Source organism: Rhizobium terrae (genome assembly GCF_003425685.1).
Taxonomy (GTDB): domain Bacteria; phylum Pseudomonadota; class Alphaproteobacteria; order Rhizobiales; family Rhizobiaceae; genus Neorhizobium; species Neorhizobium terrae.
The window spans coordinates 480,938-503,563 of sequence record NZ_QJKM01000001.1 but is presented as its reverse complement, the minus strand read 5'-3'; the positions used below and the strand labels follow the sequence as shown (position 1 = coordinate 503,563).

At 61.8% G+C, this 22,626-nt stretch carries 22 protein-coding genes; 12 read left to right on the top strand and 10 right to left on the bottom strand.

Annotation, left to right across the window (positions count from 1 at the left end):
- The first annotated feature begins 73 nt into the window (after positions 1-73).
- Genes DMO26_RS02225 through DMO26_RS02210 form a run of 4 tightly spaced genes read left to right on the top strand, consistent with a single transcriptional unit; the run spans position 74 to position 4,553 of the window.
- Positions 74-1,045, top strand: a complete 972-nt coding sequence (locus tag DMO26_RS02225; RefSeq protein ID WP_117190371.1) for an ABC transporter permease — start codon at positions 74-76, stop codon at positions 1,043-1,045.
- A 1-nt stretch (position 1,046) separates the two neighbouring features.
- A complete protein-coding gene (locus tag DMO26_RS02220; RefSeq protein ID WP_226951157.1) occupies positions 1,047-1,937 on the top strand; it encodes an ABC transporter permease in 891 nt (296 codons plus the stop codon).
- Positions 1,934-3,649: a dipeptide ABC transporter ATP-binding protein gene (locus DMO26_RS02215; RefSeq protein WP_117190370.1), complete on the top strand. Its 1,716-nt coding sequence runs from the start codon at positions 1,934-1,936 to the stop codon at positions 3,647-3,649. The genes DMO26_RS02220 and DMO26_RS02215 overlap by 4 nt, the downstream gene beginning before the upstream one ends.
- 19 nt (positions 3,650-3,668) lie before the next feature.
- Positions 3,669-4,553, top strand: coding sequence for a polysaccharide deacetylase family protein (locus tag DMO26_RS02210; protein ID WP_117190369.1), 885 nt, complete (start codon positions 3,669-3,671; stop codon positions 4,551-4,553).
- A 15-nt stretch (positions 4,554-4,568) separates the two neighbouring features.
- On the opposite strand, the gene DMO26_RS02205 is transcribed toward DMO26_RS02210, so the two are convergent.
- Both DMO26_RS02205 and rocF read right to left on the bottom strand, forming a co-directional pair.
- A complete protein-coding gene (locus tag DMO26_RS02205; RefSeq protein ID WP_117190368.1) occupies positions 4,569-5,630 on the bottom strand; it encodes an ornithine cyclodeaminase in 1,062 nt (353 codons plus the stop codon).
- On the bottom strand, positions 5,630-6,550 hold the full coding sequence (gene rocF, locus DMO26_RS02200) for an arginase (protein WP_117190367.1): 921 nt from the start codon (positions 6,548-6,550) through the stop codon (positions 5,630-5,632). The genes DMO26_RS02205 and rocF overlap by 1 nt, the downstream gene beginning before the upstream one ends.
- Positions 6,551-6,666: 116 nt before the next feature.
- Between rocF and DMO26_RS02195 the strand changes: the two genes are divergently transcribed.
- Positions 6,667-7,104: an Lrp/AsnC family transcriptional regulator gene (locus DMO26_RS02195; RefSeq protein WP_117190525.1), complete on the top strand. Its 438-nt coding sequence runs from the start codon at positions 6,667-6,669 to the stop codon at positions 7,102-7,104.
- A gap of 191 nt (positions 7,105-7,295) precedes the next feature.
- Here the strand turns inward: DMO26_RS02195 and DMO26_RS02190 are convergent, their stop codons facing one another.
- From DMO26_RS02190 to DMO26_RS02160, 7 genes are all read right to left on the bottom strand, one after another.
- Entirely contained in the window at positions 7,296-8,144 is an 849-nt protein-coding gene (locus DMO26_RS02190) for a transporter substrate-binding domain-containing protein (RefSeq protein ID WP_117190366.1), read from the bottom strand.
- Between the two features lie 45 nt (positions 8,145-8,189).
- Complete coding sequence (locus DMO26_RS02185; protein ID WP_117190365.1) at positions 8,190-8,972, bottom strand: ABC transporter ATP-binding protein; 783 nt, start codon at positions 8,970-8,972, stop codon at positions 8,190-8,192.
- A complete protein-coding gene (locus DMO26_RS02180; protein WP_117190364.1) occupies positions 8,969-9,691 on the bottom strand; it encodes an ABC transporter permease in 723 nt (240 codons plus the stop codon). Before DMO26_RS02180 ends, DMO26_RS02185 begins: the two co-directional genes overlap by 4 nt.
- On the bottom strand, positions 9,691-10,410 hold the full coding sequence (locus DMO26_RS02175) for an ABC transporter permease (protein WP_117190363.1): 720 nt from the start codon (positions 10,408-10,410) through the stop codon (positions 9,691-9,693). The genes DMO26_RS02180 and DMO26_RS02175 overlap by 1 nt, the downstream gene beginning before the upstream one ends.
- 97 nt (positions 10,411-10,507) lie before the next feature.
- Positions 10,508-11,353, bottom strand: coding sequence for a transporter substrate-binding domain-containing protein (locus tag DMO26_RS02170; protein WP_117190362.1), 846 nt, complete (start codon positions 11,351-11,353; stop codon positions 10,508-10,510).
- Between the two features lie 46 nt (positions 11,354-11,399).
- On the bottom strand, positions 11,400-13,082 hold the full coding sequence (locus DMO26_RS02165) for a M28 family peptidase (RefSeq protein ID WP_117190361.1): 1,683 nt from the start codon (positions 13,080-13,082) through the stop codon (positions 11,400-11,402).
- Positions 13,075-14,499: a M20 family metallopeptidase gene (locus DMO26_RS02160; protein ID WP_117190360.1), complete on the bottom strand. Its 1,425-nt coding sequence runs from the start codon at positions 14,497-14,499 to the stop codon at positions 13,075-13,077. Before DMO26_RS02160 ends, DMO26_RS02165 begins: the two co-directional genes overlap by 8 nt.
- Positions 14,500-14,619: 120 nt before the next feature.
- Between DMO26_RS02160 and DMO26_RS02155 the strand changes: the two genes are divergently transcribed.
- Positions 14,620-15,249 (top strand): GntR family transcriptional regulator, encoded by a 630-nt coding sequence (locus tag DMO26_RS02155; RefSeq protein WP_117190359.1) that lies wholly within the window; start codon positions 14,620-14,622, stop codon positions 15,247-15,249.
- A gap of 30 nt (positions 15,250-15,279) precedes the next feature.
- Here the strand turns inward: DMO26_RS02155 and DMO26_RS02150 are convergent, their stop codons facing one another.
- Complete coding sequence (locus tag DMO26_RS02150) at positions 15,280-16,434, bottom strand: ROK family transcriptional regulator (RefSeq protein ID WP_117190358.1); 1,155 nt, start codon at positions 16,432-16,434, stop codon at positions 15,280-15,282.
- Positions 16,435-16,643: 209 nt separating this feature from the next.
- Between DMO26_RS02150 and DMO26_RS02145 the strand changes: the two genes are divergently transcribed.
- The 6 genes from DMO26_RS02145 (at position 16,644) to DMO26_RS02120 (ending at position 22,605) form a co-directional block, all read left to right on the top strand.
- Positions 16,644-17,951, top strand: a complete 1,308-nt coding sequence (locus DMO26_RS02145; protein WP_117190357.1) for an extracellular solute-binding protein — start codon at positions 16,644-16,646, stop codon at positions 17,949-17,951.
- 67 nt (positions 17,952-18,018) lie between these two features.
- Positions 18,019-18,909, top strand: coding sequence for a carbohydrate ABC transporter permease (locus tag DMO26_RS02140; RefSeq protein ID WP_117190356.1), 891 nt, complete (start codon positions 18,019-18,021; stop codon positions 18,907-18,909).
- 3 nt (positions 18,910-18,912) lie between these two features.
- The gene (locus tag DMO26_RS02135) at positions 18,913-19,830 is read left to right on the top strand and encodes an ABC transporter permease subunit (RefSeq protein ID WP_117190355.1); all 918 of its coding nucleotides are present in this window, start codon (positions 18,913-18,915) and stop codon (positions 19,828-19,830) included.
- 2 nt (positions 19,831-19,832) lie between these two features.
- Positions 19,833-20,939 carry an ABC transporter ATP-binding protein gene (locus DMO26_RS02130; RefSeq protein ID WP_117190354.1) on the top strand — a complete coding sequence of 369 codons (1,107 nt, stop codon included), beginning with the start codon at positions 19,833-19,835 and terminating at the stop codon, positions 20,937-20,939.
- Between the two features lie 11 nt (positions 20,940-20,950).
- Positions 20,951-21,778, top strand: coding sequence for a glycerophosphodiester phosphodiesterase family protein (locus tag DMO26_RS02125; protein WP_117190353.1), 828 nt, complete (start codon positions 20,951-20,953; stop codon positions 21,776-21,778).
- Positions 21,775-22,605: an inositol monophosphatase family protein gene (locus tag DMO26_RS02120; RefSeq protein WP_117190352.1), complete on the top strand. Its 831-nt coding sequence runs from the start codon at positions 21,775-21,777 to the stop codon at positions 22,603-22,605. Before DMO26_RS02125 ends, DMO26_RS02120 begins: the two co-directional genes overlap by 4 nt.
- Positions 22,606-22,626 lie beyond the last annotated feature (21 nt).

Genomic DNA, 22,626 nt, shown 5'->3' with positions numbered 1-22,626 from the left:
CGCGAAACGCGCAGGCACAATTTCGGCCCGTCAAGCCTACGGAAGATCGGCAGCGGGAGAGAACGGGGAACGTATGTTCGCTTTCATTTTGCAACGCCTCTGGCAGGCGGTCATCGTCGTCTTCGCGATGTCGGTGCTCGTCTTCTGCGGCGTCTATGCGGTGGGCAATCCCATCGACGTGTTGATCTCGCCGGACGCGACGCAGGATATCCGCGCCGCAGTCATTGCTCAATACGGCCTCGACCAGCCGCTCTGGCACCAGTATTTCGCCTTTCTCGGACGCCTGTTCCATGGCGATTTCGGCCGCTCGCTGGTCTATAACATGCCGGTCAGCGAGTTGATCCTGTCGCGCCTGCCGGCAACGCTGGAACTGACGCTGATCGCGGTGATTTTCGCAAGCCTCGCCGGCATCCCGATCGGCATGTATGCCGGCTACCGGCCGCACAGCCTCCTTTCGCGTGCCATCATGGCAATCTCCATTCTCGGCTTTTCGGTTCCGACCTTCTGGTTCGGCCTGATGCTGATCATGGTCTTCGCCGTGCAGTTCGGCATTACGCCGGCGGGCGGACGCGGCGATACGGCCAGCCTTTTCGGTGTCGAGTTCAGCTTCCTCACGGCCGATGGCTGGGCGCATCTCATCCTGCCGGCGCTGAACCTGTCGCTCTTCAAGTTCTCGCTGATGATCCGGCTTGCCCGCGCCGGCACCCGCGAACTGATGTTGAGCGACACGGTGAAATTCGCCCGCGCCGCCGGCCTCTCTGAGTTCACGGTGCTGAGCCGCCACGTATTACGGCTGATCTCCATTCCGCTCGTCACCGTCTTCGGCCTCGAACTCGCCTCGACGCTCGCCTTTGCGGTTGTCACCGAGACGATCTTCTCCTGGCCTGGCCTCGGCAAGCTCATCATCGACAGCATTACCTCGCTCGACCGTCCGGTCATGGTCGCCTACCTGATGCTCGTCGCCTTCCTGTTCATCGTCATCAACCTCGTGGTCGATCTCACCTATGCGCTGCTCGATCCCCGCTTGAGAAAGGGACGGGCCTGATATGTTTGACATTGCCATGCGGGACACTCTGCTCGGCCGCTTTCTGGAAGAGTTCTTCCGCAACAAGACCGCCACCATTGCCGCCATCGTCGTTCTGCTGATCGTGCTGACCGCGCTTGCCGCGCCTCTCATCACCCCACAGGATCCCTATGACCTGACCAGCCTCGTGCTGCGTGATGCACGCCGGGCTCCGGGTTATGTCGGCATCGGCGGCTACACCCATTGGCTCGGCACGGATTCGCAAGGCCGCGACCTCCTGTCCGCCATCATCTATGGCCTTCGCATCTCGCTGCAGATGGGCGTCATCGCCGGCGGTATCGCCTTCACCATCGGCGCCGTCATCGGCTGCGCGGCCGCCTATATCGGCGGGCGTTTCGAAAGCCTCGTCATGCGCATCGTCGACCTGCAGCTCTCCTTCCCGGCGATCCTGCTCGCCTTCGTCATCGCCGCACTGTTGGGGCAGGGCCGTTACCAGTTGATCATGGCGCTGATCTTCGCCCAATACGCCTATTTCGCTCGCACGGCGCACGGCGCGGCATCGGCCGAACGGCAGAAGGATTATGTGGAAGCGGCATTATCCATCCCGCTCTCGCCGCTGCGCGTCGTGCTGAAGCATATCCTGCCGAACTCGCTGCCGCCGCTGATCGTCGTCGCGACCGTGCAGGTGGCGAGCGCGATCTCGCTCGAAGCCACCCTTTCCTTCCTCGGCGTCGGCCTGCCGCCGACCGAGCCGTCGCTCGGCATGCTGATCTCCAACGGCTTCCAATATCTCCTCTCCGGCCGTTACTGGATCTCCATCTATCCTGGTCTCGCACTGATCATCTTCATCGTTTCGCTGAACCTTGTCGGTGACCAGGTGCGAGACCAGCTCAACCCGAGGCTTCGCCGATGACAGCTGCGCCCCTTGGTCCACTTCTGGAAGTCACCAACCTCAAGACCTGGTTCCCGAGCGCGCGCGGCGAAGTGAAGGCCGTCGATGGTGTCTCGTTCTCGGTCGCGCCGGGCGAAGTGCTGGGCCTGGTCGGCGAATCCGGGTCCGGCAAGTCGATCACCGGCTTCTCGATCATCGGCCTGATTGATGAACCCGGCCGTATTGTCGAAGGCTCGATCAGGCTCGAAGGCCGGGAACTGATCGGTCTGCCCTCGCATGAACTGCGCGCCATCCGCGGCAAGACCATTTCCATGGTCTTCCAGGACCCGATGATGACGCTGAACCCGGTGCTGAGCATCGGCACGCAAATCAAGCTGGCGCTCGAAGCTCATGAAAAGATCAGCGCCGCCGACGCCCGCGAACGGGCGGTCAAAGCACTGGCTCAAGTCCGCATCGCCGAGCCGGAACAGAAAGTGGATTTCTTCCCGCACCAGTTTTCCGGCGGCATGCGCCAGCGCGTGGCGATCGCCATCGCCCTCCTGCATCGGCCGAAGCTGATCATCTGTGACGAGCCGACAACCGCTCTCGACGTGTCGGTGCAGGCGGAAATCCTTGCCGAGATGAAGGAATTGGTGGCCGCACTCGGCACCGCGCTGATCTGGATCAGCCATGACCTGGCCGTCGTATCGTCGCTCGCCGACCGCGTTGCGGTGATGCGCCACGGGCATATCGTCGAACTCGGGCCCGCATTCGGCGTGCTGACAAAGCCGCAGCACGAATACACCAAGGCGCTGCTCGACGCGCTGCCCTCCCGCGCCAAGCCGGGCCAGCTCTTGCTGCGCGGCGCCGGTATTGCGGATGCCGCCCCGCCGCCGCGCAAGTCGGCCACCGCCGACCTGCCGCCGCTCGGCAGCCCTTACCTCGTCATCGACAATGCCGTGAAGCGCTTCCAGAAACCCATGGGTTTCTTCAAGGAGATCGCCATCAAGTCGGGCATCTTCCGGCCTTTGCCGGTCGTTCAGGCAGTCGACGGCGTGTCGATCACCCTGAAGCGAGGCGAAGTGCTCGGCCTCGTCGGCGAATCCGGCTCCGGCAAATCGACGCTCGGGCGCGTGGCGGCGGGCATCGCAGTTCCGACGTCCGGCTCCGTTCGTCTCAACGGCAAGCCGGTCATGAGCGAAGGCCGCGGCGCCAGAAAGATCACCACCCGCATCCAGACGATCTTTCAGGACCCGTTCGCTTCGCTGAACGGCCGCATGCGGATCGGCGATATTCTTGCCGAAGGTCCGCTCGCGCATCGGCTGGTGACACGGGCGGAGGCGCCGGACTATGTCAGGCAATGGCTGGCGGCGGTCGGCCTCGATCCGACCTTCGCCAACCGCTTCCCGCACCAGTTCTCCGGCGGCCAGCGGCAGCGTATCGCGATTGCTCGGGCGCTTGCGATGCAGCCGGATGTCGTGGTTTGTGACGAGCCGGTCGCCTCGCTCGACGTGTCGATCCAGGCGCAGATCATCAACCTCCTGATCCGCCTGCGCGCCGAACTCGACCTGTCGTTGATCTTTATCAGCCATGACCTGTCGATCGTGCGCCACCTCTGTGACCGCGTCGCAATCATGTATCGCGGCAGAATAGTCGAGGAAGGCGAAGCGGGTACGATCTACGACAATCCGCAGCATGATTACACCAAGCGGCTGCTCGCAGCCGTTCCCGTGCTGCCGCAGGCAGCCGAATGACAAAAGGGAGGGCAGGCACATGGAACCGTGGGAATGGGATGAAGCGATCTGGCGAGGCAAGGTCAACAAGGTGCGTGCTGGCCGTTCGCTGAAGCCGAAGGCATGGAAGGATGGCGCCCGCTGTGCCGTGGCGCTCTCCTTCGACAGCGATCACGAGACCAACGAACTGCGCGACGGCGGTGAATCCATCGGCCGCATGTCGCAGGGCCAGTACGGCAACCGCATGGGTGTGCCGCGCATTCTCGAAACCTTGCGCAATGCCGATGTGCCGGCCACCTTCTTCGTGCCGGCCGTCGCCGCACTTCTTTATCCCTACGAACAGCGGCAGGTGATCGCAGAAGGCCACGAGATAGGCCTGCATGGCTGGATCCACGAAGTGAACACCAAGGTGCCGCCGGAGAAGGAGCGCGAACTGCATTTCCGCGCCGCCGATACGCTGGAAAAGATCACCGGCATCCGCCCGGTCGGCATGCGCACGCCATCCTGGGATTTCTCCTACGAGACGCTGAAGATCGAGCGTGAACTCGGCCTCCTCTACGATTCTTCACTGATGGCCGACGACGATCCGTATGAACTCGTCGAAGACGGCGAACCGACCGGCATCGTCGAACTGCCCGTCGAATGGATCCGCGACGATGCGGTCTATTTCAACATGAACCGCTTCACGGCGCTGCGCCCCTATACGCCGCCAACCGCCGTACTCGACATCTTCAAGCGCGAATTCGACCGTGCTTACCAGGAAGGGGGGCTTTTTCTGCTGACCATGCACCCGCATGTAACAGGTTACCGTTCCCGCATTTTCGTGCTGGAAGAACTGATCCGTCATATCCAGGGCCATGACGGCGTCTGGTTCGGCACCCATGCGGATATCGCCCGCTTCGCCAAGGAGAGCGGCGGCAAGTGATGAATACCTGTTGTTTCAGGCAGAGGCAAGAAGTGCCTGACGCCTGAGCAGCATGCCGAACAGGTCGCGCGGCTCATCCGGATCGGCAAGCAGGTCGAGCTGGTTGATGGAGCTTGAACCGCTCACCTTGTCGCGAACATACCGAAGTGCGGAAAAATCCTCGATCGCGAAGCCGACGCTGTCGAACAGTGTGATCTGCTTTTCCGAGCGGCGGCCCGGTTCGTGACCGGCGATGACACGCCAGAGTTCGGTGATTGGATGATCCGGCGAGAGCTGCTGGATCTCGCCTTCGATCCGCGTCTGCGGCGGAAATTCCACGAAAATGTCGGAGCGCAGCAGGATGTCGCGGTGCATCTCCGTCTTGCCGGGGCAGTCGCCGCCGACGCCGTTGATATGTATGCCGGGGCCGATCATGTTATCGGTCAGGATCGTGGCATTGTGCTTATCGGCGGTCGCCGTGGTGATGATGTCGGCCCCTTCGACGGCCTGTTCGGCGGAATTGCATGCGTCGATCTCGAAGCCGAATTTTTCAAGATTGCGGCGGCATCGGAGGGTCGCTTCCGGATCGATGTCGTAAAGCCGCAAGCGATCGATGCCGATGAGCGACTTGAAAGCCAGTGCCTGGAATTCGCTCTGGGCACCGTTGCCGATCAGTGCCATAGTGCGCGCATCCCTGCGTGCCAGATATTTCGCGGCGATCGCCGAGGTCGCGGCGGTGCGAAGCGCTGTCAGGATGGTCATTTCGGAAAGCAGCAGCGGATAACCGCTGTCGACATCGGAGAGCACCCCGAACGCCGTCACCGTCTGCAGGCCGGATTTGGTGTTCTTCGGGTGGCCGTTGACGTATTTGAAGCCGTAAAGCACTCCGTCGCTGGTTGGCATCAGCTCGATTACGCCGTCTCTCGAATGGGAAGCAACCCGCGGAATCTTGTCGAAACTTTCCCAACGACGAAAATCATCTTCGATATAGCCCGCCAACCCGACCAGGAATGTCTCGACGCCGGTGGCGACGACGAGGTCCATCATGTTTTCGACGCTGATGAACGGTACGATGTTCAGGTTGGCGGGTGCTGGCATCAGAAACTCCTCGTCGGTCGGTCCATGACCTTGCGGCCCATCAGGCTGGCGGTAAGATCGACGAGCAGGGTCGCGGTGCGGCCGCGCTCGTCCAAGAAGGGGTTGAGTTCGACTAGGTCGAGGCTCGTCACGAGGCCGCTGTCATGCAGCATTTCCATGACGAGATGCGCCTCGCGGAAGGTCGCGCCGCCCGGCACGGTGGTGCCGACGGCCGGGGCGAAAGTCGGCTCGAGGAAATCCACGTCGAGGCTGACGTGCAGCAGACCGTTGGCCGCTTCGACCTTTTCGAGGAAAGTGCGCAGGAGCGCGGCAACGCCGTGCTCATCGATCACACGCATGTCGTGGACAGTGACGTCGCTTTCGCGAAGCGCCGTACGCTCGGCCGGATCGACGCTGCGGATGCCGATCATGCACATATTGGCCGGATCGACCCGATGGGAAAGCTTCGGCATATAGCCCTCGAAACCCGGCCGTCCGGTGAAATAGGCAACCGGAACGCCGTGCAGGTTGCCGCTGGTGGTCGTGTCGAGCGTGTGGAAATCCGTATGCGCATCCAGCCAGAGCACGAAGAACGGTCGGCCGGTTTCCGCAGCGCGGCGCGCGACGCCTGTGACAGTGCCGGCAGAAATGGCGTGATCGCCGCCGAGGAAGATCGGCATGCCTTCGCCGCTTTCGCGATAGGCGAGTTCAGTCAGCAGCTCCGTCCAGGCGATGATCTGCGGGAGACGGCGGACGGCGGCATTCGGATGCGTGATGTCCGGGAGCTTGGAGATGCCGACATTGCCGAGATCGGTCACCTGATGGCCGAGTTCCGTGAGTGCGGCCTCGAGTCCGGCGGTTCGAAGCGCGCTCGGCCCCATTTCGCAGCCCAGCTGTGTCGCGCCATCCTGCAGGGGAATACCGATCAGTTTGCAATGCATGTCTTTATCTCCGTTACGATGAGTGGACCACGAGAGGCTGGCGGATTGAACAATCCAATTTGCCAAATTACCTAAATTGGCTTATCAAAATGGCATGATTGGCGGCCAATTCGAGCATGGACGATTTTGACAGCAAACTCGTGACGCTTTTGCGACACAACGCCCGGCGCAGTATTTCCGACCTTGCTGCGGACTTGGGGTCGTCGCGTGCCACGGTGCGTTCGCGCATGGAAAAGCTCGAAAAGGACGGCAGCATTCTCGGCTATACCGTCATCCTGAGAGCCGATGCCGTCGAGTTGCCCGTGCGCGGCATCATGATGGTGGAGATCGAGGGGAGAGCGGCAGACCGGGTCATCAAGGCGCTCGGCGGATTTCCGGAAATCTCGGAAATCCACACCACGAATGGGCGCTGGGACTTGATCGCCGAACTGGGCACGACGACGCTTGCCGAGTTCGACAACGTGTTGCGGCGGGTGCGGCTGGTGCCGGGGATCACGGCGACCGAGACGAATTTGGTGCTCGCGACGCCGCGCAGCACGAAGGCTCGGTTGTAGGAGAGCGCCAATACGATCTCCGTCGTGCTCGGGCTTGACCCAAGCACCTATCCACGTGGAATATGTTGAAGCGGCTTAGATCCTCGCCACAAGGGCGAGGATGACGTCGCGTGAGTGGGAAGGTCCACTCAAACAAAAAGGCCACGGCAATTTGATGCCGCGGCCTTCTCATTGTCGAGATATTCGACCGATTATTGCGGGGTCATGTCGAAGCCGAACCATTTCGTGGAGAGCTTCTTGGTCGTGCCGTCAGCCTTGGCGGCAGCGATCGCCCCGTCGAACTTTGTTTTCAGCGCGGTGTCGGTCTTGCGCAGGCCGACCGAGCTGCCGGCGCCGAGGAAGCCGCCTTGGAAGCGGGGGCCGACAATGGCCATGTCGCTGTTGGTCGGCTTTTGCACCGCGGTCATCAGATACCCCATCGAGGCCATCACCAGATCGACACGGCCGGCGACGAGATCCATGTCGTGCTGTTCCGTCGTCTTGTATTCGCGGACCTGCACGACGCCCTTCAGGTATTCGTCGATGAAGCGGGCCGCGATCGAGGCGGTTTGAACGCCGATCGTCCTGCCCTGCAGGAGCGACTTCAGCTCTTCGACGGCCTTGCGCGCGCCGGCTTCGTTCGAAGCGAGTGAGAAGAGCTCGTCCTTCATGGGCAGCTTGGCCAGTGGGCCATCCTTGAGCGTCGCGAAGGACTGGCCGGTGCTGCCGTAGGATATGGAGAAGTCGATGACTTCCTTACGCTTTTCCGTGGCTGACATGCCGGCCATGATCGCGTCGAACTTGCCGGCGTTGAGCGCCGGAATGATGCCGTCGAAGGCTTGGGCGACGAAGGTGCACTTCATCTTCATGCGCTCGCAGAGGTTCTTGCCAAGCTCGATGTCATAGCCGTCCAGCGTGCCGTCCGGCCGGGTCAGGTTATAGGGTGGGAAGGCGCCTTCTGTGGCGATGACGATTTCCGTCTTGTCCTGTGCTGCGGCGCTGGTCGCCGTCAACGTCACGACCGTGAAGGCCGCGGCGATTGCCATCTTTATAAAGTTCATTTGTTCGTTCCCTCTCGTTGTTTGTGCAGGATGGTTTGAGCGGCTTCAGCCGCTGATGAACTTGCGAAAACGCTCGGATTGGGCGTTGGTAAATATGTCCTGCGGTTGGCCCTGCTCTTCGATCGCGCCCTGGTGCAGGAAAATGACCCGGCTCGACACGTCGCGGGCAAAGCCCATTTCATGGGTCACCACGAGCATGGTGCGTCCTTCGTCGGCAAGCGCCCGCATGACGCGCAGCACCTCGCCGACGAGTTCCGGATCAAGCGCCGAGGTCGGTTCGTCGAACAGCATCACCTTCGGTCGCATGGCGAGCGCGCGGGCGATCGCTGCACGCTGCTGCTGGCCGCCGGAAAGGTGCGCGGGATAATGATTGCGCTTGTCCGCAATACCCACCTTGACAAGCAGCGCCTCCGCCTCCTCCAGGCATTCCACGCGCGAACGCTTCTGCACATGCAGTGGCGCTTCCATGACGTTTTCGAGCACTGTCTTGTGAGACCAGAGATTGAAGCTCTGGAACACCATGCCGAGTTCGGAGCGGATGCGCTCGACCTGCTTACGGTCTGCGAGACGGCTTTTGCCGGCACCTGCGGACTTCAGTCTGATAGTTTCGCCGGCAACCGTCACGTCGCCGGCATCCGGCGTTTCCAGCATGTTGATGCAGCGGAGCATGGTCGATTTGCCGGAGCCCGAGGAGCCGAGGATCGAAACGACCTCGCCTTCGCGGGCTTCCATGTCGATGCCCTTCAACACCTCAACAGGGCCGAAACTCTTGCGCAACCCGCGCACGCTGATGGCGGGGGTTATGGTCGGATTGGTCGAAGTTGTCATCTTGCGGCTCCCGTGGGCGTGCTGGGCAAGGCCGCAGGCTGGCGCAGGTGCGGGCTCAATTGGTATTCGGCCAGGGCGACAAGCCGGGTGAGGATGAAGTTGATGGCGAGATAGATCGCGCCCGCGACGACGAAGACCTCGATGGCGCGGTAGGTCTCGGAGATGATCTTGGCCGCGACACCGGTCACCTCCATGATGGTGATGATCGAGGCAAGCGAGGTGGCCTTCACCATCGAGATCATCTCATTGGAATAACCGGGCAGGGCCTGGCGGATCGCAAGCGGCAAGGTGATGCGCCGGAAGGTCATGAGGCGCGACATGCCGCAGGCACGTGCCGCCTCTATCTGCCCGAACGGAACGGAAAGCAGCCCGCCGCGAATGATCTCCGCGGAATAGGCGGCGGTGTTCAGCATCAGCGCGATGACCGCGCACCAGTAGGGATCGCGCAGCACGACCCAGAACATGCTCTGGCGGACTTCGCGGAATTGGCCGAGACCGTAGTAGATCAGGAAGATCTGCACGAGCAGCGGCGTGCCGCGGAAGACGAAGATATAAGTCCTCGCGAACCAGTCGAGCGGCAGGATGCCGGATAGCCGGCAGAGCGCCAGACCAAGGGCGAGGAAGGCACCGAGCACGATGGCGCTTGCGGCAAGCTGCAGCGTCAGCGGCACGGCGGCAACGAGGCTGAGGAAAGTCTCGTAGAGAAACGGCAGATCCATCAACCCCTCCTGACGCCGCGCGTGAAGCGCTTTTCACCGAGCTGCAGCAGGCCGCCGGAGACGGTCGAGATGGCCAGATAGATGGCTGCGGCGATGACGTAGAAGTCGAAGGGAAGACCGGTCGAGCCGGCGCCGATCTGCGACTGCCGAAGGAGTTCAACGACTCCGGTTACCGAGACCAGCGCGGATTCCTTCAGTACGACCTGCCAGACATTGCCCATGCCGGGAATTGCGTGGCGAAGCGTCAGCGGCGCCAGGATCCTGCGAAACCGCAGGGAGCGGGACATCCCGCAGGCAGTCGCCGCTTCCAGCTCGCCGGGATGAACGGCCTTGAAGGCGCCGCGAAAGACCTCCGTCTGCTGGGCGCCGGAGGTGATGCCGACAGCGAGCGCACCGGCGAGGAAGCCCGGAAAGCCGATGAAGCCTTCCGCGCCGAACAGCCTGCCGATCGCAGTCACGGCAGCGCTGCCCCCGAAATAGAAGAGATAGATGACCAGAAGATCGGGAATGCCGCGCAGAACGGTGGTATAGAAACCCGCGATCCCGCGCGTCACCGGACCGCCCGAGACTTTCGCCCAGGCGCCGAAGACGCCGATTACCGCACCGATCGCGAAGCCGGCGACGGCGATCAGGATGGTCATGACGGTGGCCGCGGCAAGTGCCATGCCCCAGCCGTTGGGGCCGGTTCCGATTAGATCCAGTATTGTCGGCTGATTCATGAAAACCTCATCCACATGGAGGTTTGTCCGGATCGAACCCGGGCGGTTCGGCACGAGGACGCATTTCTTTGCGCCTCGCGCCGGGTCCGCTGCCGGATCAGAATGATGGCGTCAGGTCGAGCTTGCTCCACTTTTCGGAGAGCTTTTTGATCACGCCGTCCGCAGCCGCCGACTTGATGGCCGCGTCGAATTTTTCCTTCAGATCGGCCTCGCCCTTGCGCATGCCCATGGCGACTTCTGTCGCCAGCATGGCGCCCTTCATCAGCGGGCCGACCATCATCAGATCTTCGTTCCCCGGCTTGGCAAGCGCGGTGGTCCCGTAGACGCCGCTGTCGAAGCCGGCATCGATGCGACCGGCCTTGAGGTCGAGATCGCGCTCGCCCGAATTCTTGTAGGTGCGAACAGTCACGTCCTTGCCGAAATAGGCGTTGATCAGTTGCTCCTGGCTGGTCGATTGCACGACGCCGATCGTCTTGCCGGCGAGCATCCCGCCGATCGTCTTCATGACCGGATCGGCTTTTTCCCTGTCGTTGAGGTTCAGCCGCTCGCCGGTCATCGGCAGGTTGCTCACCGGGCCGTCCTTGAGCGTGATGAAGGTCGCGACGCCGCTGGCGTAGGGCACCGTGAAATCGACGACTTCCTTGCGTTTCTCATTGATTCCGAGTGTCATGATGAGGTCGAACTTGCCGGCATTCACGCTGGGGATCATGGCGCTCCACTCACCGGCGATCAGCTCGCACTCGACCTTGGCGCGCCGGCACAGGTCGTTGATGAGGTCGATGTCGAGGCCGGTCAGTTTGCCCTTGGAATCGAGCGCGTTCCACGGCGGGAAAGCGCCTTCGATGCCGACCTTCACATGGGTCCAGTCCTTGGCTTCCGCGCCCGGCAGCATGACGGAGAGTGTGGCGGCCAGTGCTACCGCCCAGAATTTCCCGGTTTTCATGTCGTTGTTCCCTTATCGATCGTTGTGTTGAGGCGAGGCTTGAATGTCATGGTCCTTCCAAGGCAAGAACCGCGCAGGCTTGCCTCAGAACGGAGAGAAGGCGGTTGCGCGTCCGGCGCGCATGGACCGCGAAGAACGGAGTGTCGGCATGTCCTTCCGGTAGGGCGGCCAGCTCGCGAAGCCCTGCGAGCGATGGCCAGGCCGGATGCGGAAGGGCACTATCGGGGTGGAAACGGTCACCGAATGTGTAGTTCAGCGGTACGAGAAGCCGCGACGTCTGCCGCAGGCGGTCGTTGATGATCTCGGCTTGAGTCCGATCCGTTTCCTTCGACGCGATGTTGGTGATCGTCTCGGCACGTCGGCGCAGTTCTTCCACTGCCGAGATTACCGCATTCATATCCATCCGACCCGTGAGACTGGAATTCAGGTCAAGGAGTTCACTTCTGAGGGATGCTGCATAGGCGGTGTAATCGAGCGGCAGGACCGTGGAAGAAAGAAGCTCCTCAAGAACGCGCAAGATGATCTCGGTGTCGCGCTGAAGATTGGCCGGGTCGATGTGCTCTTCCGTGTCGTGCGGCGTGTGCCACCACCAGCCGAGCGCTGTCAGCATCTTCACCGGTCCTGGTGGCTGATGGCTGAGGCTTCCGAACATCGAGGGAATGCCGATGCCCCAGAAGGACTGGTCGGCAGCGCGTCCATGCCGCCGGCCCCGGTGTATCTGGCCGGCCACGGCCTCGACCGCCCGTGCTGCGACCGCCTTCAATTCGTCGATGACGGCCGAGTTGGTCAGGACATCTGCGCCCGCGCCGCCGGTGGAATCGACATTCACATGCGCGACGCAGCGCTGTTCCAGTTCATCCCAATATTCTTCCGCATACCAGGCGGAGCCGGAATAGCGGCCGTGGGAGTGTCCGGACCAGAAGCAGATACGCAGGCCGCGTCGCCACTCGTCGCGCCTCTCCGCCAGGAGACGGGCCGCTTCCAGCATGGTGGCGTTGGCCCCGCCATTGTCCATAACACCGTAGTGCCATGTATCGTGATGGCCGGAAAAGAGCACGAAGGGCGCATCCGGGCGACCCGCCGGGAAAAGCTCCGCGACCAGAATAGGCGTTTTGCGCCAGCCCGTATCGACCTCCGTCGTCAGGCGGGCAACAGGCGCCTTGCCGGCCCGGCATGCCTGCCGGAGCTGTTCGCCGTCATCCCGGGAGATCGTGCAGATGGCCGTCGTCGGCAGTTGCGTGCGTGTATGCTGGGATGGACTGCCCCAGACCGGCGAGACGCACATTTCGTAGAGATGTTCGTTCGGGCTGATATGCAGCTGTCCGATCGCGCCATGGGTACTTGCAAGTGCGGCGACGTCCTCAGTCGCTATGCCATCGACAAGCACGATATGGCCCCGGACATCGACGTCCTCGAAATCTGCCTCTGTGCCTTCCCCGACGTGGATGATCTTTGCCGATATGCCTTCGGCAGGCGTCGGGACCGACATGGAATGCGTGATGCAGCGGATCGCGCAGCCATCGACCTCGACCGCCGCTTTGCCTGGCAGGCTGATATAGGCATCGTGAAAGAGTAGCTCTGTGCGATAGCCATAGGAGGCCATCTGCCGTTCCAGATATCGAAAGCTTTCCAGCTCCTCCGCCGTGCCCGAAAGCTTTACCCGCTTGGCGAACTCGCGGATGTGATCCATCAGGATCTGGCGGTCGGGCCGGCGCGGCGCATCAGACATCCCGCTTCTCCCGAATGTCAGGCTGGACGTCGTCCGGGATCGGGTTGATGAACGGAGTGCCTTCGAGCCGTGCCGCAAAATCGGCTTTCGCTTCTGCGATGAGCTGCGGCTTCAGGAAAAGGTCGATGGCGGTGGATGCCATCACCTTGGCCGCATGGGTCATGCCCTTGTGCGCGGCAGGCAGCTTGCCCTGGGCGACGAGCTGCCAGGAATGCCCCGGAGTGCCGATCGCATAGGTCGCACCCCGCATCTGCACCGTCGGCACGACCCAGCTGACCGAGCCCACATCTGTGGAGCCGACCAGCGTGCCGTCGCCGCTTTCCGGCGGGAAGATCACGTCGCAGAGGGAAACGCCCTTGCGTACCTTCAACCCGAACCGGCCGAAGGAGGTGGCGATATCCTCCTGGCTGAAGGTTTCCTGGAATTTTGCGGCGGTCGCTTTGTCGGCTTCATCGAAGGGCGGCAGGCCGACACGCTCGATGTGATTGTGCATCAGCGTTTCGAGCGGCGTGTTTCCGATGAGGTTCGCGTCGCCGCTGACGACCTGGCTGCGCACCGACGTGCCGGTCATCAGGGCCGCACCGGCCGCGACATCCTTCACCCGGGCAACGAGCTCCAGAAGTTCGGGAAGCGTCCGCGACCGGATTAGATAACGTACCGAGGCCTTGGCCTGCACGACGTTCGGTGCATGGCCGCCCGTATCGATGATGGCGTAGTGGATGCGCGCTGTGGACGGCATATGCTCGCGCAGATAGTTAACGCCGACATTCATCAGCTCGACCGCATCGAGCGCACTGCGTCCAAGATGAGGCGAGGCGGCGGCATGGGATGCACGACCTGAGAAGTGGAAGTTGAGCTCGTTGCAGGCAAGCGAGATCGGGTTGTTGACACCGATGAAAGCCGCCGGGTGCCAGGAAATGGCAATGTCGACATCGTCAAAGACGCCGGCGCGCACCATGAAACCCTTCGACGAGCCGCCTTCTTCAGCCGGGCAGCCATAGTAGCGAATGCGGCCGGGAAGATTGTGGGCCTTGAGGTAGTCCTTGACGGCGGCAGCGGCCAGCATCGAGCCGGAGCCGAGAAGATTATGCCCACAGCCATGGCCATGGCCGCCCTCCACAATAGGCTTTTCCTCGGCAAGTCCCGCCACCTGGCTGAGACCGGGCAAGGCATCGTACTCACCGAGAATAGCGATAACCGGACCGTCTTCGCCGGCTTCGCCCATCACTGCCGTCGGGATGCCCGCGACATTGCGCGCGACTTGGAAGCCTTCGGCTTCCAGCAGTTCTGCGTGCGCCGCGGAGGAGCGATACTCTTCGTAATTGGTTTCCGGAACTTCCCAGACGTAGTCGCTGAGCTCGGCAAACCGGGGTGCCTTGCCGTCAACGATCTCCCAAACGCCATCGAAATTTTTCATGCGTGCCTACAGATTTCATCCAAAATTGGTACCAATTTAAGAGAAGATTCTTCTTTCGGCAACAGAAATTTGTGGCTAGTGATTAGGCAAATCGCCTCGCGGCCGCCTGAGGTCAAACGAATGAACACCCTGCTCGACGATTCCATCGCAGACGGCGAACCCGATGCCACCCAGCTCATCCTGGCTGACATCCAGTCGGGGATACTTCAGCCGGGCACATGGCTGAAGCAGATCGATCTCGAAACGCGTTACGGGCGCGGGCGCAACGAGATCCGCCGCGCGCTGGACCGCCTGGCGCAGAAGCGCATTGTCGAGCATGTGCCGAACCGTGGATACCATGTCTACAAGGCGGATGGAAAACAGGCTGACGATATTGCCGAAATCCGCATCATGCTGGAAACGGGCATCGTTCCGAAGGTGGTGGCGACCGCGAAGACGAGTGATATCCGGAACCTGCGCGCCTTAGCCGACCGGTTCGAGAGCCTGATCCTGCATGGAACCGTTCTCGAACTCTACGAGGCCAATCTCAATTTCCATCGCGCCTTCGTGCAGCTGTCAGGTAACGGCGAGCTGGACGGTGTGATCGCCGAACTCAGGCAGCGCACGTCCTCAGCCCCCGTCTCTCAATGGAAGACCCGGGCGCGGATCGAGAAGTCCGCGCGCGAGCACCAGGAGATGGTCGATCTTCTGGCGGCGCGCAAAGCCGATGAGTTGAAGGCCCTTGTCGAGAGCCATATTCGGCAGGGATAGCTGCCGCGCCCTTCCACGCGGATGATCGATTCAATAGAAAGTGGCCCGAAACGGCGTCACGGCGGCCCCCATGGCTGAGGCGTCCGTTGCGATTTCCGAGATGATCAGCTTTGGGCTGGGGCGGTGCACGCCGTAACGCGGCCGGTCGTAGATGCGGGTCCTATCGACCAGCATCTGTGCCAGATCCGACGGAATCTGGCCGCCGAAGACGATGGCCTGCGGATCGACGACGGCCCGGATGGCATTGATGAGGCGGTTGTAGGCCGGAGTGATCTCATCCACCCATTCGACGACGCCCGGCCAATTCCGGTCGAAATGTTTGCGCATGTAGCTGATTGACGGGACATCGACGCCGTTGCGGTTCAGCCGCTCGATCAGGTATTGCAGCGCCGGCCGGCGCTTTGATTCCTCGACGTCGTATATCCCGGAGAATTCCCCGGCATTGCCGTTGCCGCCGAGCAGCAATTCGCCGTCGCTGATCACGCCGCCGCCGAAGCCGTAATTGAAGCTCAGATAGGCGAAATGCTTGATATAGCGTCCGACGCCGAACATGGCCTCTGCGACCGAGCCGGTGTTGGCGCCATTGTGAACCCAGACCGGTTTGCCGAAGAAGTCCGCGAGCAACGGTCCAAGCTCGATCAGTGACCATTCATGCAAAGGCAAAGGCGCGTTGTACCGTGTTCCGCCGACATGGTAGCCGGCGATTGCGAAGCCGATGCCGAAAAAGGCCTCGCTGGAGAGATTGTTCAGCCTCTGCAATTCCACGACCTGTTCGCGGACGAGGTCAAGCGACTGGGCCATGGTCTGTTCGCGCAGTATGACGCTGCTCTCGCCGAGAATATTGCCCGCAATGTCCATCAGGCAGATGCCGATGACGTCCGTATTGACGGAGATGCCGCAGGAATAGGCGTAGCGGCCGTCGAGCCGCAATGTCGGGCTGGGCTGTCCACGACCGACGCCGGGTTTCGGCGAGCCAAGGGATACGAGACCACGTTCCGCCAGCTGATCGATGATCCGGTAGACTGATTGCTGCGTAAGATCGGTATGACCGGTCACCTCTGAACGGGAAAGGCCCGGATGCCGCCAGATCAGCCGGAGCAGGCCGCGCTCGTTGGGAGAGACGACGCCGCTTTCCCCGGCGCGCAGGAATTGCGGGGCTATCAGCGCTTCCGGAAAATAAACCACTGTCGCATCTCTTTCATAAAAATTACAACTCAAGTGTAATAATTGACGTCACTTACGTTGCTCTGGCCACTTTCAGCTGCATAGCTTCAAAGCCATCCGTCATCAAGAGATCATGGCCGTCACCGAATTGTTACACATAAAGTGTAATAAATTGCCGTTCACTTCGAGCCGGGCCAAAACCGGCCGATCTCAAACAGGCGAGGGCAATGATGAAGATTTCCGTTCTGGCGGCTGCGGCTGCCCTGATGGCGGGTGCGTGTTCCGCGCAAGCCGCCAATGTCGAATTCTGGTACGGCAATACGGGCAGCGTCGAGACCGCCATCAAGGCGCAGTGCGATGCGTTCAATGCCGCACAAACTGAGCACAAGGTCACCTGCGTCGGCCAGGGCAGCTACGAAGTGTCGATGCAGAAGGCGATCGCCGCCTATCGCGCCAAGAACCATCCGGTCCTCATTCAGTTCTTCGACGCAGGCACGCTCGACCTGATGCTGTCGGACGCCGTCGTGCCGGTCCAGGACATCCTGCCCGACGTCAAGTGGGACAATTATATCGCCGGTGCCCGCGCCTATTACGAAACCTCGGGTGGCAAGCTCTTCGCGCAACCCTATAACTCTTCGACACTGCTCTTCTACACCAACAAGACCGAGCTCGAGAAAGCCGGCGTCACCCAAACCCCGGTCACCTGGGAAGAGGTGATCGATGCCGCCCGCAAGCTGAAGGCCGCCGGCCATGCCTGCCCGTTCGTCACCGACGGCGATACCTGGCGCGTGCTGGAACAGTTCTCCGCCCGCCACGGCCTGCCGGTCGCTTCCAAGCATAACGGTTATGATGGCCTCGATGCCGAATACGTCTTCAACACCACCTTCGCCGCCAAGCACCTGGCCAACCTCGTCGAGTGGCGCAAGGAAGGCCTGGTGAAGCTCAATGTCGACACCAAGGCCGGCAACTATACAGCCGCATTCAATGCCGGCGAATGCGCCATGATGGAAGGTTCGTCCGGTTCATACGCCGCCTCCGCCAAGGCCTTCGAAGGCAAGTACCAGATCACCGTCGGCATGGCGCCAATGTACAAGGACCATCAGCGTCACAATACGCTGGTCGGTGGTGCATCGATCTATGTCATGAAGGGTCATGACAAGGAAGAGATCGAGGGTGCCAAGGCCTTTCTCGACTTCCTGCGCCGTCCCGACCAGCAGATGTTCTTCACCGCGGCCACCGGCTATGTTCCGGTCACCAACGACGTGCTGGACGCGATCAACAAGAGCGGCGAGGCAAGTGCCCCGAAATACGCCACGGCGGCGATCGGCATTCAATCCATGAACCAGCCGCGCACGGCCGACAGCCGCGGCATCCGCCTCGGTTTCTATGTGCAGTTCCGCGAAGTCTTCATGGAGGAAACCCAGAAGGCGTTTGCCGGCCAGCAGACCATGCAGGTGGCGCTCGACAACGCCAAGAAGCGCGGCGACGAACTGCTGCGCCGCTTCCAGCAGACCTACAAGGGTGTGAAGCTTCCCTAATCCAAATCCTTGCCGGTGCGGGTGGCTTTTCGCCCGTGCCGGTTTTCCCTGTCACCGGGCTCACTTCATGTCGTCGGATTCCTCCCTCTTCAGCAATCGCTGGCTGCCGCTTATCCTGGTGGCACCGTTCATGCTGCTGGTCGTACTTTTCTTCTATGTGCCGATCTTTCAGGCTTTCTACTGGTCCTTTTTCCTGGAGCGTCCGTTCGGCGGTGGCTCGGAATTCATCGGGTTCGACAACTTCTCGCGCGTGCTCGCCGACCCGGAATTCTGGGAGGCCGGCTGGCGCACGCTCGTCTTCATGGTGATCGCCTCGTCGCTTGCCGTCGTCGTGCCGCTTATCCTTGCTGTTGCCGCAGACCGGAAAATCCGCCTGTCGCTGCCGGCACGGAACGTGCTTGTCTGGCCGAAGGGCGTCGCGGGTGCCTCGATCGGTGTCATTTTCGCCTTCATCTTCAATCCGTTCGTCGGCATCCTTGCACCGCTCAACGGCATGTTCCCGGGCATATGGGCGCCGGGTCTCGACGGAACGGACGCCTTCATCACGCTGATCGCCGCGCATGTCTGGGGCGGCATTCCGTTCAATTTCGTAATCCTGCTCGCCGGCCTGAGGTCTATCCCGTACACCATGTACCAGGCGGCGGCGATGGATGGCGCAGGCCCTTGGCGGCGGATCTTCGACGTTCAACTGCCGCTCATCATGCCGCAGCTTTTCCTGACGCTGGTGCTGGAATTCACCGAAAGCGTGACCTCCGCCTTCGCGCTCATCGATACGATCACCCATGGAGGGCCGGGAGGGGCGACGACCCTGCTCGTCTACAAGATCTATACGGACGGCTTCAACGGCTATGACCTTTCAGGGGCCTCCACCCAGACCGCGATCCTGATGGTCTTCGTCGTCATCCTCACCGCCGCCCAGTTCGTCTTCCTCGGCCGGCGCGTCAACTACGAGCGCTGAGCCATGATCGAAAACGCACGCTCCATCAATATCGCCGCGAGCCTCATCCTCATCGTCGGCATCGTCTATATTATCGGGCCGCTTTACCTGACGCTTTCGACGGCCTCGCAATCCTACGAATTCATGCTGCGCAACGGGCTTGCCTGGTATCCGGGCGACCAGCTTTTCATAAATATCGGACGCATCTTCACGGAGACACGGATTCCGGTCCAGATGCTCAACAGCCTGACCGTGGCCCTCAGCATTGCGTTCTTCACCTGCATCCTGTCCTTCCTGACGGCCTATGCGCTCGTCTATTTCCGTATTCGCTGGGCGGGTGTGGTCTTCGCTCTGATCCTCGCGACCATCATGCTGCCGCTCGATATTCGCGTCATCACCACCTACCAGGTGGCGTCGAACGTCTTTTCGCCTCTCAATGCGGTGCTCGACGCTACCGGCCTCAACGACCTGATCGCGGCGATCTTCGGTGCGCGAATAGAATTCGAATGGAGTGTGCTCAACACGCATTTCGGCCTCGTTGCACCGCTCGTCGCGCATGGTACCGGCACCTTCCTCTTCCGGCAGTTCTTTCGCACGCTGCCGGCAGACCTGTTCAAGGCGGCCCGCATGGACGGAGCCGGGCCGATCCGTTTCATGGTCGATGTCCTGCTGCCGCTGTCGCGCACCAGCTTTGCGGCGCTCTTCGTGCTGACCTTCCTCAGCGGCTGGACACAGTATCTCTGGCCGCTCGTTGCTGCCTCGACGCCGGACATGACGACGGCCGTGGTGGGACTGGCGCGGCTTGCGCCGGATCAGGACGGTGCCGTGCCGGATTTCCCGATGATCATGGCCGGTGCCGTGCTCGTCTCCCTCATTCCCCTTGCGATGATCGCGTTTCTGCAGCGCTACCTCGTGCAGGGCCTGGTTCTTTCGGAGAAATGACGATGAACGCCATCGATACCGCCATCCGCGCCGCGGCTGCCAGCATCACGCTTGCCGGCATCACCAAATCCTACGACGCCGACACCGTCGTCATCCCGCCGATGGACGTCGAGCTGAAAGCCGGTGAGTTCACCGTCGTGCTCGGCCCGTCCGGCTGCGGCAAGTCCACGCTGCTGCAGATGATCGCAGGTCTGGAACGGGTCAGCGGCGGCAGGATACTGATCGGCGGTCGGGAAGTGCAGGACCTGGAGCCGAAACATCGCGGCTGCGCCATGGTGTTCCAGAACTATGCGCTCTACCCGCACATGACGGTCGGCGAGAACATGACCTACAGCCTCAAGGTCGCCGGCATGCCGAAGGCCGAAAGGGTCGAGCGGGTCGCGGCGGTGGCGAAGATGCTCGGCCTTTCCGGCTATCTCCATCGCAAGCCGGGACAGCTTTCCGGCGGCCAGCGGCAGCGCGTAGCGATCGGCCGGGCGATCGTTCGCGAACCGGGCGTATTGCTGTTCGACGAGCCGCTGTCCAATCTCGATGCGCAACTCAGGCACGACATGCGCGTCGAGCTTGCCGAACTGCACCGGCGCATCGGCGCCACCAGCGTCTTCGTCACCCACGACCAGGTGGAGGCGATGACGCTCGCCGACCGCATCCTGATCCTCAATAAGGGCCGGATCGAGCAGTTCGATACGCCGAAGGCGATCTATCACAGCCCGGCTTCGGTGTTCGTCGCGAAATTCATCGGCGCGCCGCCGATGAACATCCTGCCCGTCACGGGCGATGGATCGGTTCTGCGGCTTTCCGACGGACAGGTCGTCGCCGAGGTCTCGCTTTCGGGCTCTTTCCAGCTCGGCATCCGGCCCGAAGACATCGCCATGGAAGGCAGGGTGGGTGATCCCGCGGTCAAGGCGTCGCTGCGCTTTCGTGAAGACCTCGGTTCCCATTCGATCCTGGCCGCGGATCTTGCCGATTCGGTGGTCCGCGTCGCCACGCCCTTCGGCGCCGATCCTGCCGACGCCCTCCATCTCACTCTGATTTTCCCGAAATCCCGGCTGCATCTCTTCGATGCCGCGACCGGCCGGGCCATACCCGGTGCATTCCGCGCCCACTGAAAGAAAGCATCATGACCTATAGAGACTTCATCGCGAACCCGGCGCGCGATTGCGCCGTCGTTGCTCATCGCGGCGCCTGGCACGGCGCCCCGGAAAACAGCCTGGCTGCCATTGAGAAGGCGATCGCGCTCGGCATCGACATCGTCGAACTGGATATCCGCAAGAGCGCCGATGGCGAACTGTTCCTCATGCACGACGATACGCTTGCCCGCATGGCCGGCATCGACCGCGACGCCGAGACCTTTACCATGGCCGAACTTCAGGCGATCGCGCTTCGCGAAGACGATGGCGGCGAAGGCCGCGCCCTGACCGATCAGCGTATTCCGACGCTCAAGCAGGCTCTCGAAGTGATCCGCGGCCGCATCTTCGTCGATCTCGACCTCAAGGATCGCGGATTGTTCTCCGAAGTCGCCGCCTGCGCACGGGAAATGGGCGCCCACAAGGATGTCGATCTCAAGACCAAGGTCATGTCCCGTGCCGATGCCGCCTGGGTACAGGCCCAGAAGATCGATGGCGTGCCCTTCATGGGCATGGCGCGGTTCACGGCCGAAGGCCTTCATGAGACGCTCCACGTGCTTTCCGAGCTTTCGCCCTTCATGTGCGAAATCCGCTTCGACAATATCGACACCATCGCGCGCAATCGCGAGGTATTCACAAAGGCAGGCATGGCACTTTGGGTCAACACGCTCGATCAGGCAGGCAGCGGCGAATGGACGGACAGCGCGGCGCTGGCCGATCCGGATCTGATCTGGGGCCGGTTGATCGATGCAGGCATCAGCGTTATCCAGACAGACCAGCCTGTCGCACTGCAATCCTATATCAAGGCCCGCCGCGCATGACCCTCATTTCCGACAGTGATCTATCCGCCCTCATGCAGGAGATGCGCGAGACGGCGGAAACCGAGATTCTGCCTCGCTTTCTCGGCGTCACCGCCGATGGCATTCGCGCCAAGACCGCGCCGGACGATATCGTCACCGACGCGGATCTGGGATCCGAGCGTCGGCTTTCGGCCGCGCTTGCGGCACGGTTTCCAGAGGCACTGATCGTCGGCGAGGAGGCCGTCGCGGCCGATCCGCTTCTGCTCGAACGCCTCGGGGACGCGGAGCTTGCCGTCATCATCGACCCGGTCGACGGCACCTGGAACTTCGCGCACGGCGTGCCGCTTTTCGGCATGATCCTGGCGATCGTCGCGGGTGGCGAGACGGTTGCCGGTCTCATCCATTATCCCGTGACCGGCGATTTCCTCGTTGCCCGCCCTGGTGGTGGCGCATGGCATGTCGATCGCGGCGGGAAGTCCACACGTCTTGCCGTTGCTGTGGCCGCGCCGGTCGAGGAGATGCAAGGCTTCGTGCCGCTTCGGATGTTCTCTGCCGAGGAACAGGCAAAGTTTGCTCCGCGCATTCTTCGCTTTACCCGCACCACGACGTGGCGCTGCTCGGCGTTCGAATATCGTATGGTTGCGACCGGGGCGATGACCTTCCTGCTGAACGCCGACCTCAAGCCATGGGATCACGCGGCGGGCGAACTTATCCATCGTGAAGCGGGCGGCTACGGCGCCTTGCTGAGCGGCGAGCGCTATCGGCCGACGATGACAAAGGGGAGGTTGCTGCTCGCGCCCGATGTGGCGACCTGGGAGGCGATCCGCCAGGAACTCTGCGGCGAGTGAAGGCGGAAAGGCATTCGGACG

Coding starts and splice junctions, on each gene's coding strand:
- DMO26_RS02225 (WP_117190371.1), top strand. CDS start 74: ATGTTCGCTTTCATTTTGCAACGCCTCTGGCAGGCGGTCATCGTCGTC.
- DMO26_RS02220 (WP_226951157.1), top strand. CDS start 1,047: ATGTTTGACATTGCCATGCGGGACACTCTGCTCGGCCGCTTTCTGGAA.
- DMO26_RS02215 (WP_117190370.1), top strand. CDS start 1,934: ATGACAGCTGCGCCCCTTGGTCCACTTCTGGAAGTCACCAACCTCAAG.
- DMO26_RS02210 (WP_117190369.1), top strand. CDS start 3,669: ATGGAACCGTGGGAATGGGATGAAGCGATCTGGCGAGGCAAGGTCAAC.
- DMO26_RS02205 (WP_117190368.1), bottom strand. CDS start 5,630: ATGCCAGCACCCGCCAACCTGAACATCGTACCGTTCATCAGCGTCGAA.
- rocF (WP_117190367.1), bottom strand. CDS start 6,550: ATGCATTGCAAACTGATCGGTATTCCCCTGCAGGATGGCGCGACACAG.
- DMO26_RS02195 (WP_117190525.1), top strand. CDS start 6,667: ATGGACGATTTTGACAGCAAACTCGTGACGCTTTTGCGACACAACGCC.
- DMO26_RS02190 (WP_117190366.1), bottom strand. CDS start 8,144: ATGAACTTTATAAAGATGGCAATCGCCGCGGCCTTCACGGTCGTGACG.
- DMO26_RS02185 (WP_117190365.1), bottom strand. CDS start 8,972: ATGACAACTTCGACCAATCCGACCATAACCCCCGCCATCAGCGTGCGC.
- DMO26_RS02180 (WP_117190364.1), bottom strand. CDS start 9,691: ATGGATCTGCCGTTTCTCTACGAGACTTTCCTCAGCCTCGTTGCCGCC.
- DMO26_RS02175 (WP_117190363.1), bottom strand. CDS start 10,410: ATGAATCAGCCGACAATACTGGATCTAATCGGAACCGGCCCCAACGGC.
- DMO26_RS02170 (WP_117190362.1), bottom strand. CDS start 11,353: ATGAAAACCGGGAAATTCTGGGCGGTAGCACTGGCCGCCACACTCTCC.
- DMO26_RS02165 (WP_117190361.1), bottom strand. CDS start 13,082: ATGTCTGATGCGCCGCGCCGGCCCGACCGCCAGATCCTGATGGATCAC.
- DMO26_RS02160 (WP_117190360.1), bottom strand. CDS start 14,499: ATGAAAAATTTCGATGGCGTTTGGGAGATCGTTGACGGCAAGGCACCC.
- DMO26_RS02155 (WP_117190359.1), top strand. CDS start 14,620: ATGAACACCCTGCTCGACGATTCCATCGCAGACGGCGAACCCGATGCC.
- DMO26_RS02145 (WP_117190357.1), top strand. CDS start 16,644: ATGAAGATTTCCGTTCTGGCGGCTGCGGCTGCCCTGATGGCGGGTGCG.
- DMO26_RS02140 (WP_117190356.1), top strand. CDS start 18,019: ATGTCGTCGGATTCCTCCCTCTTCAGCAATCGCTGGCTGCCGCTTATC.
- DMO26_RS02135 (WP_117190355.1), top strand. CDS start 18,913: ATGATCGAAAACGCACGCTCCATCAATATCGCCGCGAGCCTCATCCTC.
- DMO26_RS02130 (WP_117190354.1), top strand. CDS start 19,833: ATGAACGCCATCGATACCGCCATCCGCGCCGCGGCTGCCAGCATCACG.
- DMO26_RS02125 (WP_117190353.1), top strand. CDS start 20,951: ATGACCTATAGAGACTTCATCGCGAACCCGGCGCGCGATTGCGCCGTC.
- DMO26_RS02120 (WP_117190352.1), top strand. CDS start 21,775: ATGACCCTCATTTCCGACAGTGATCTATCCGCCCTCATGCAGGAGATG.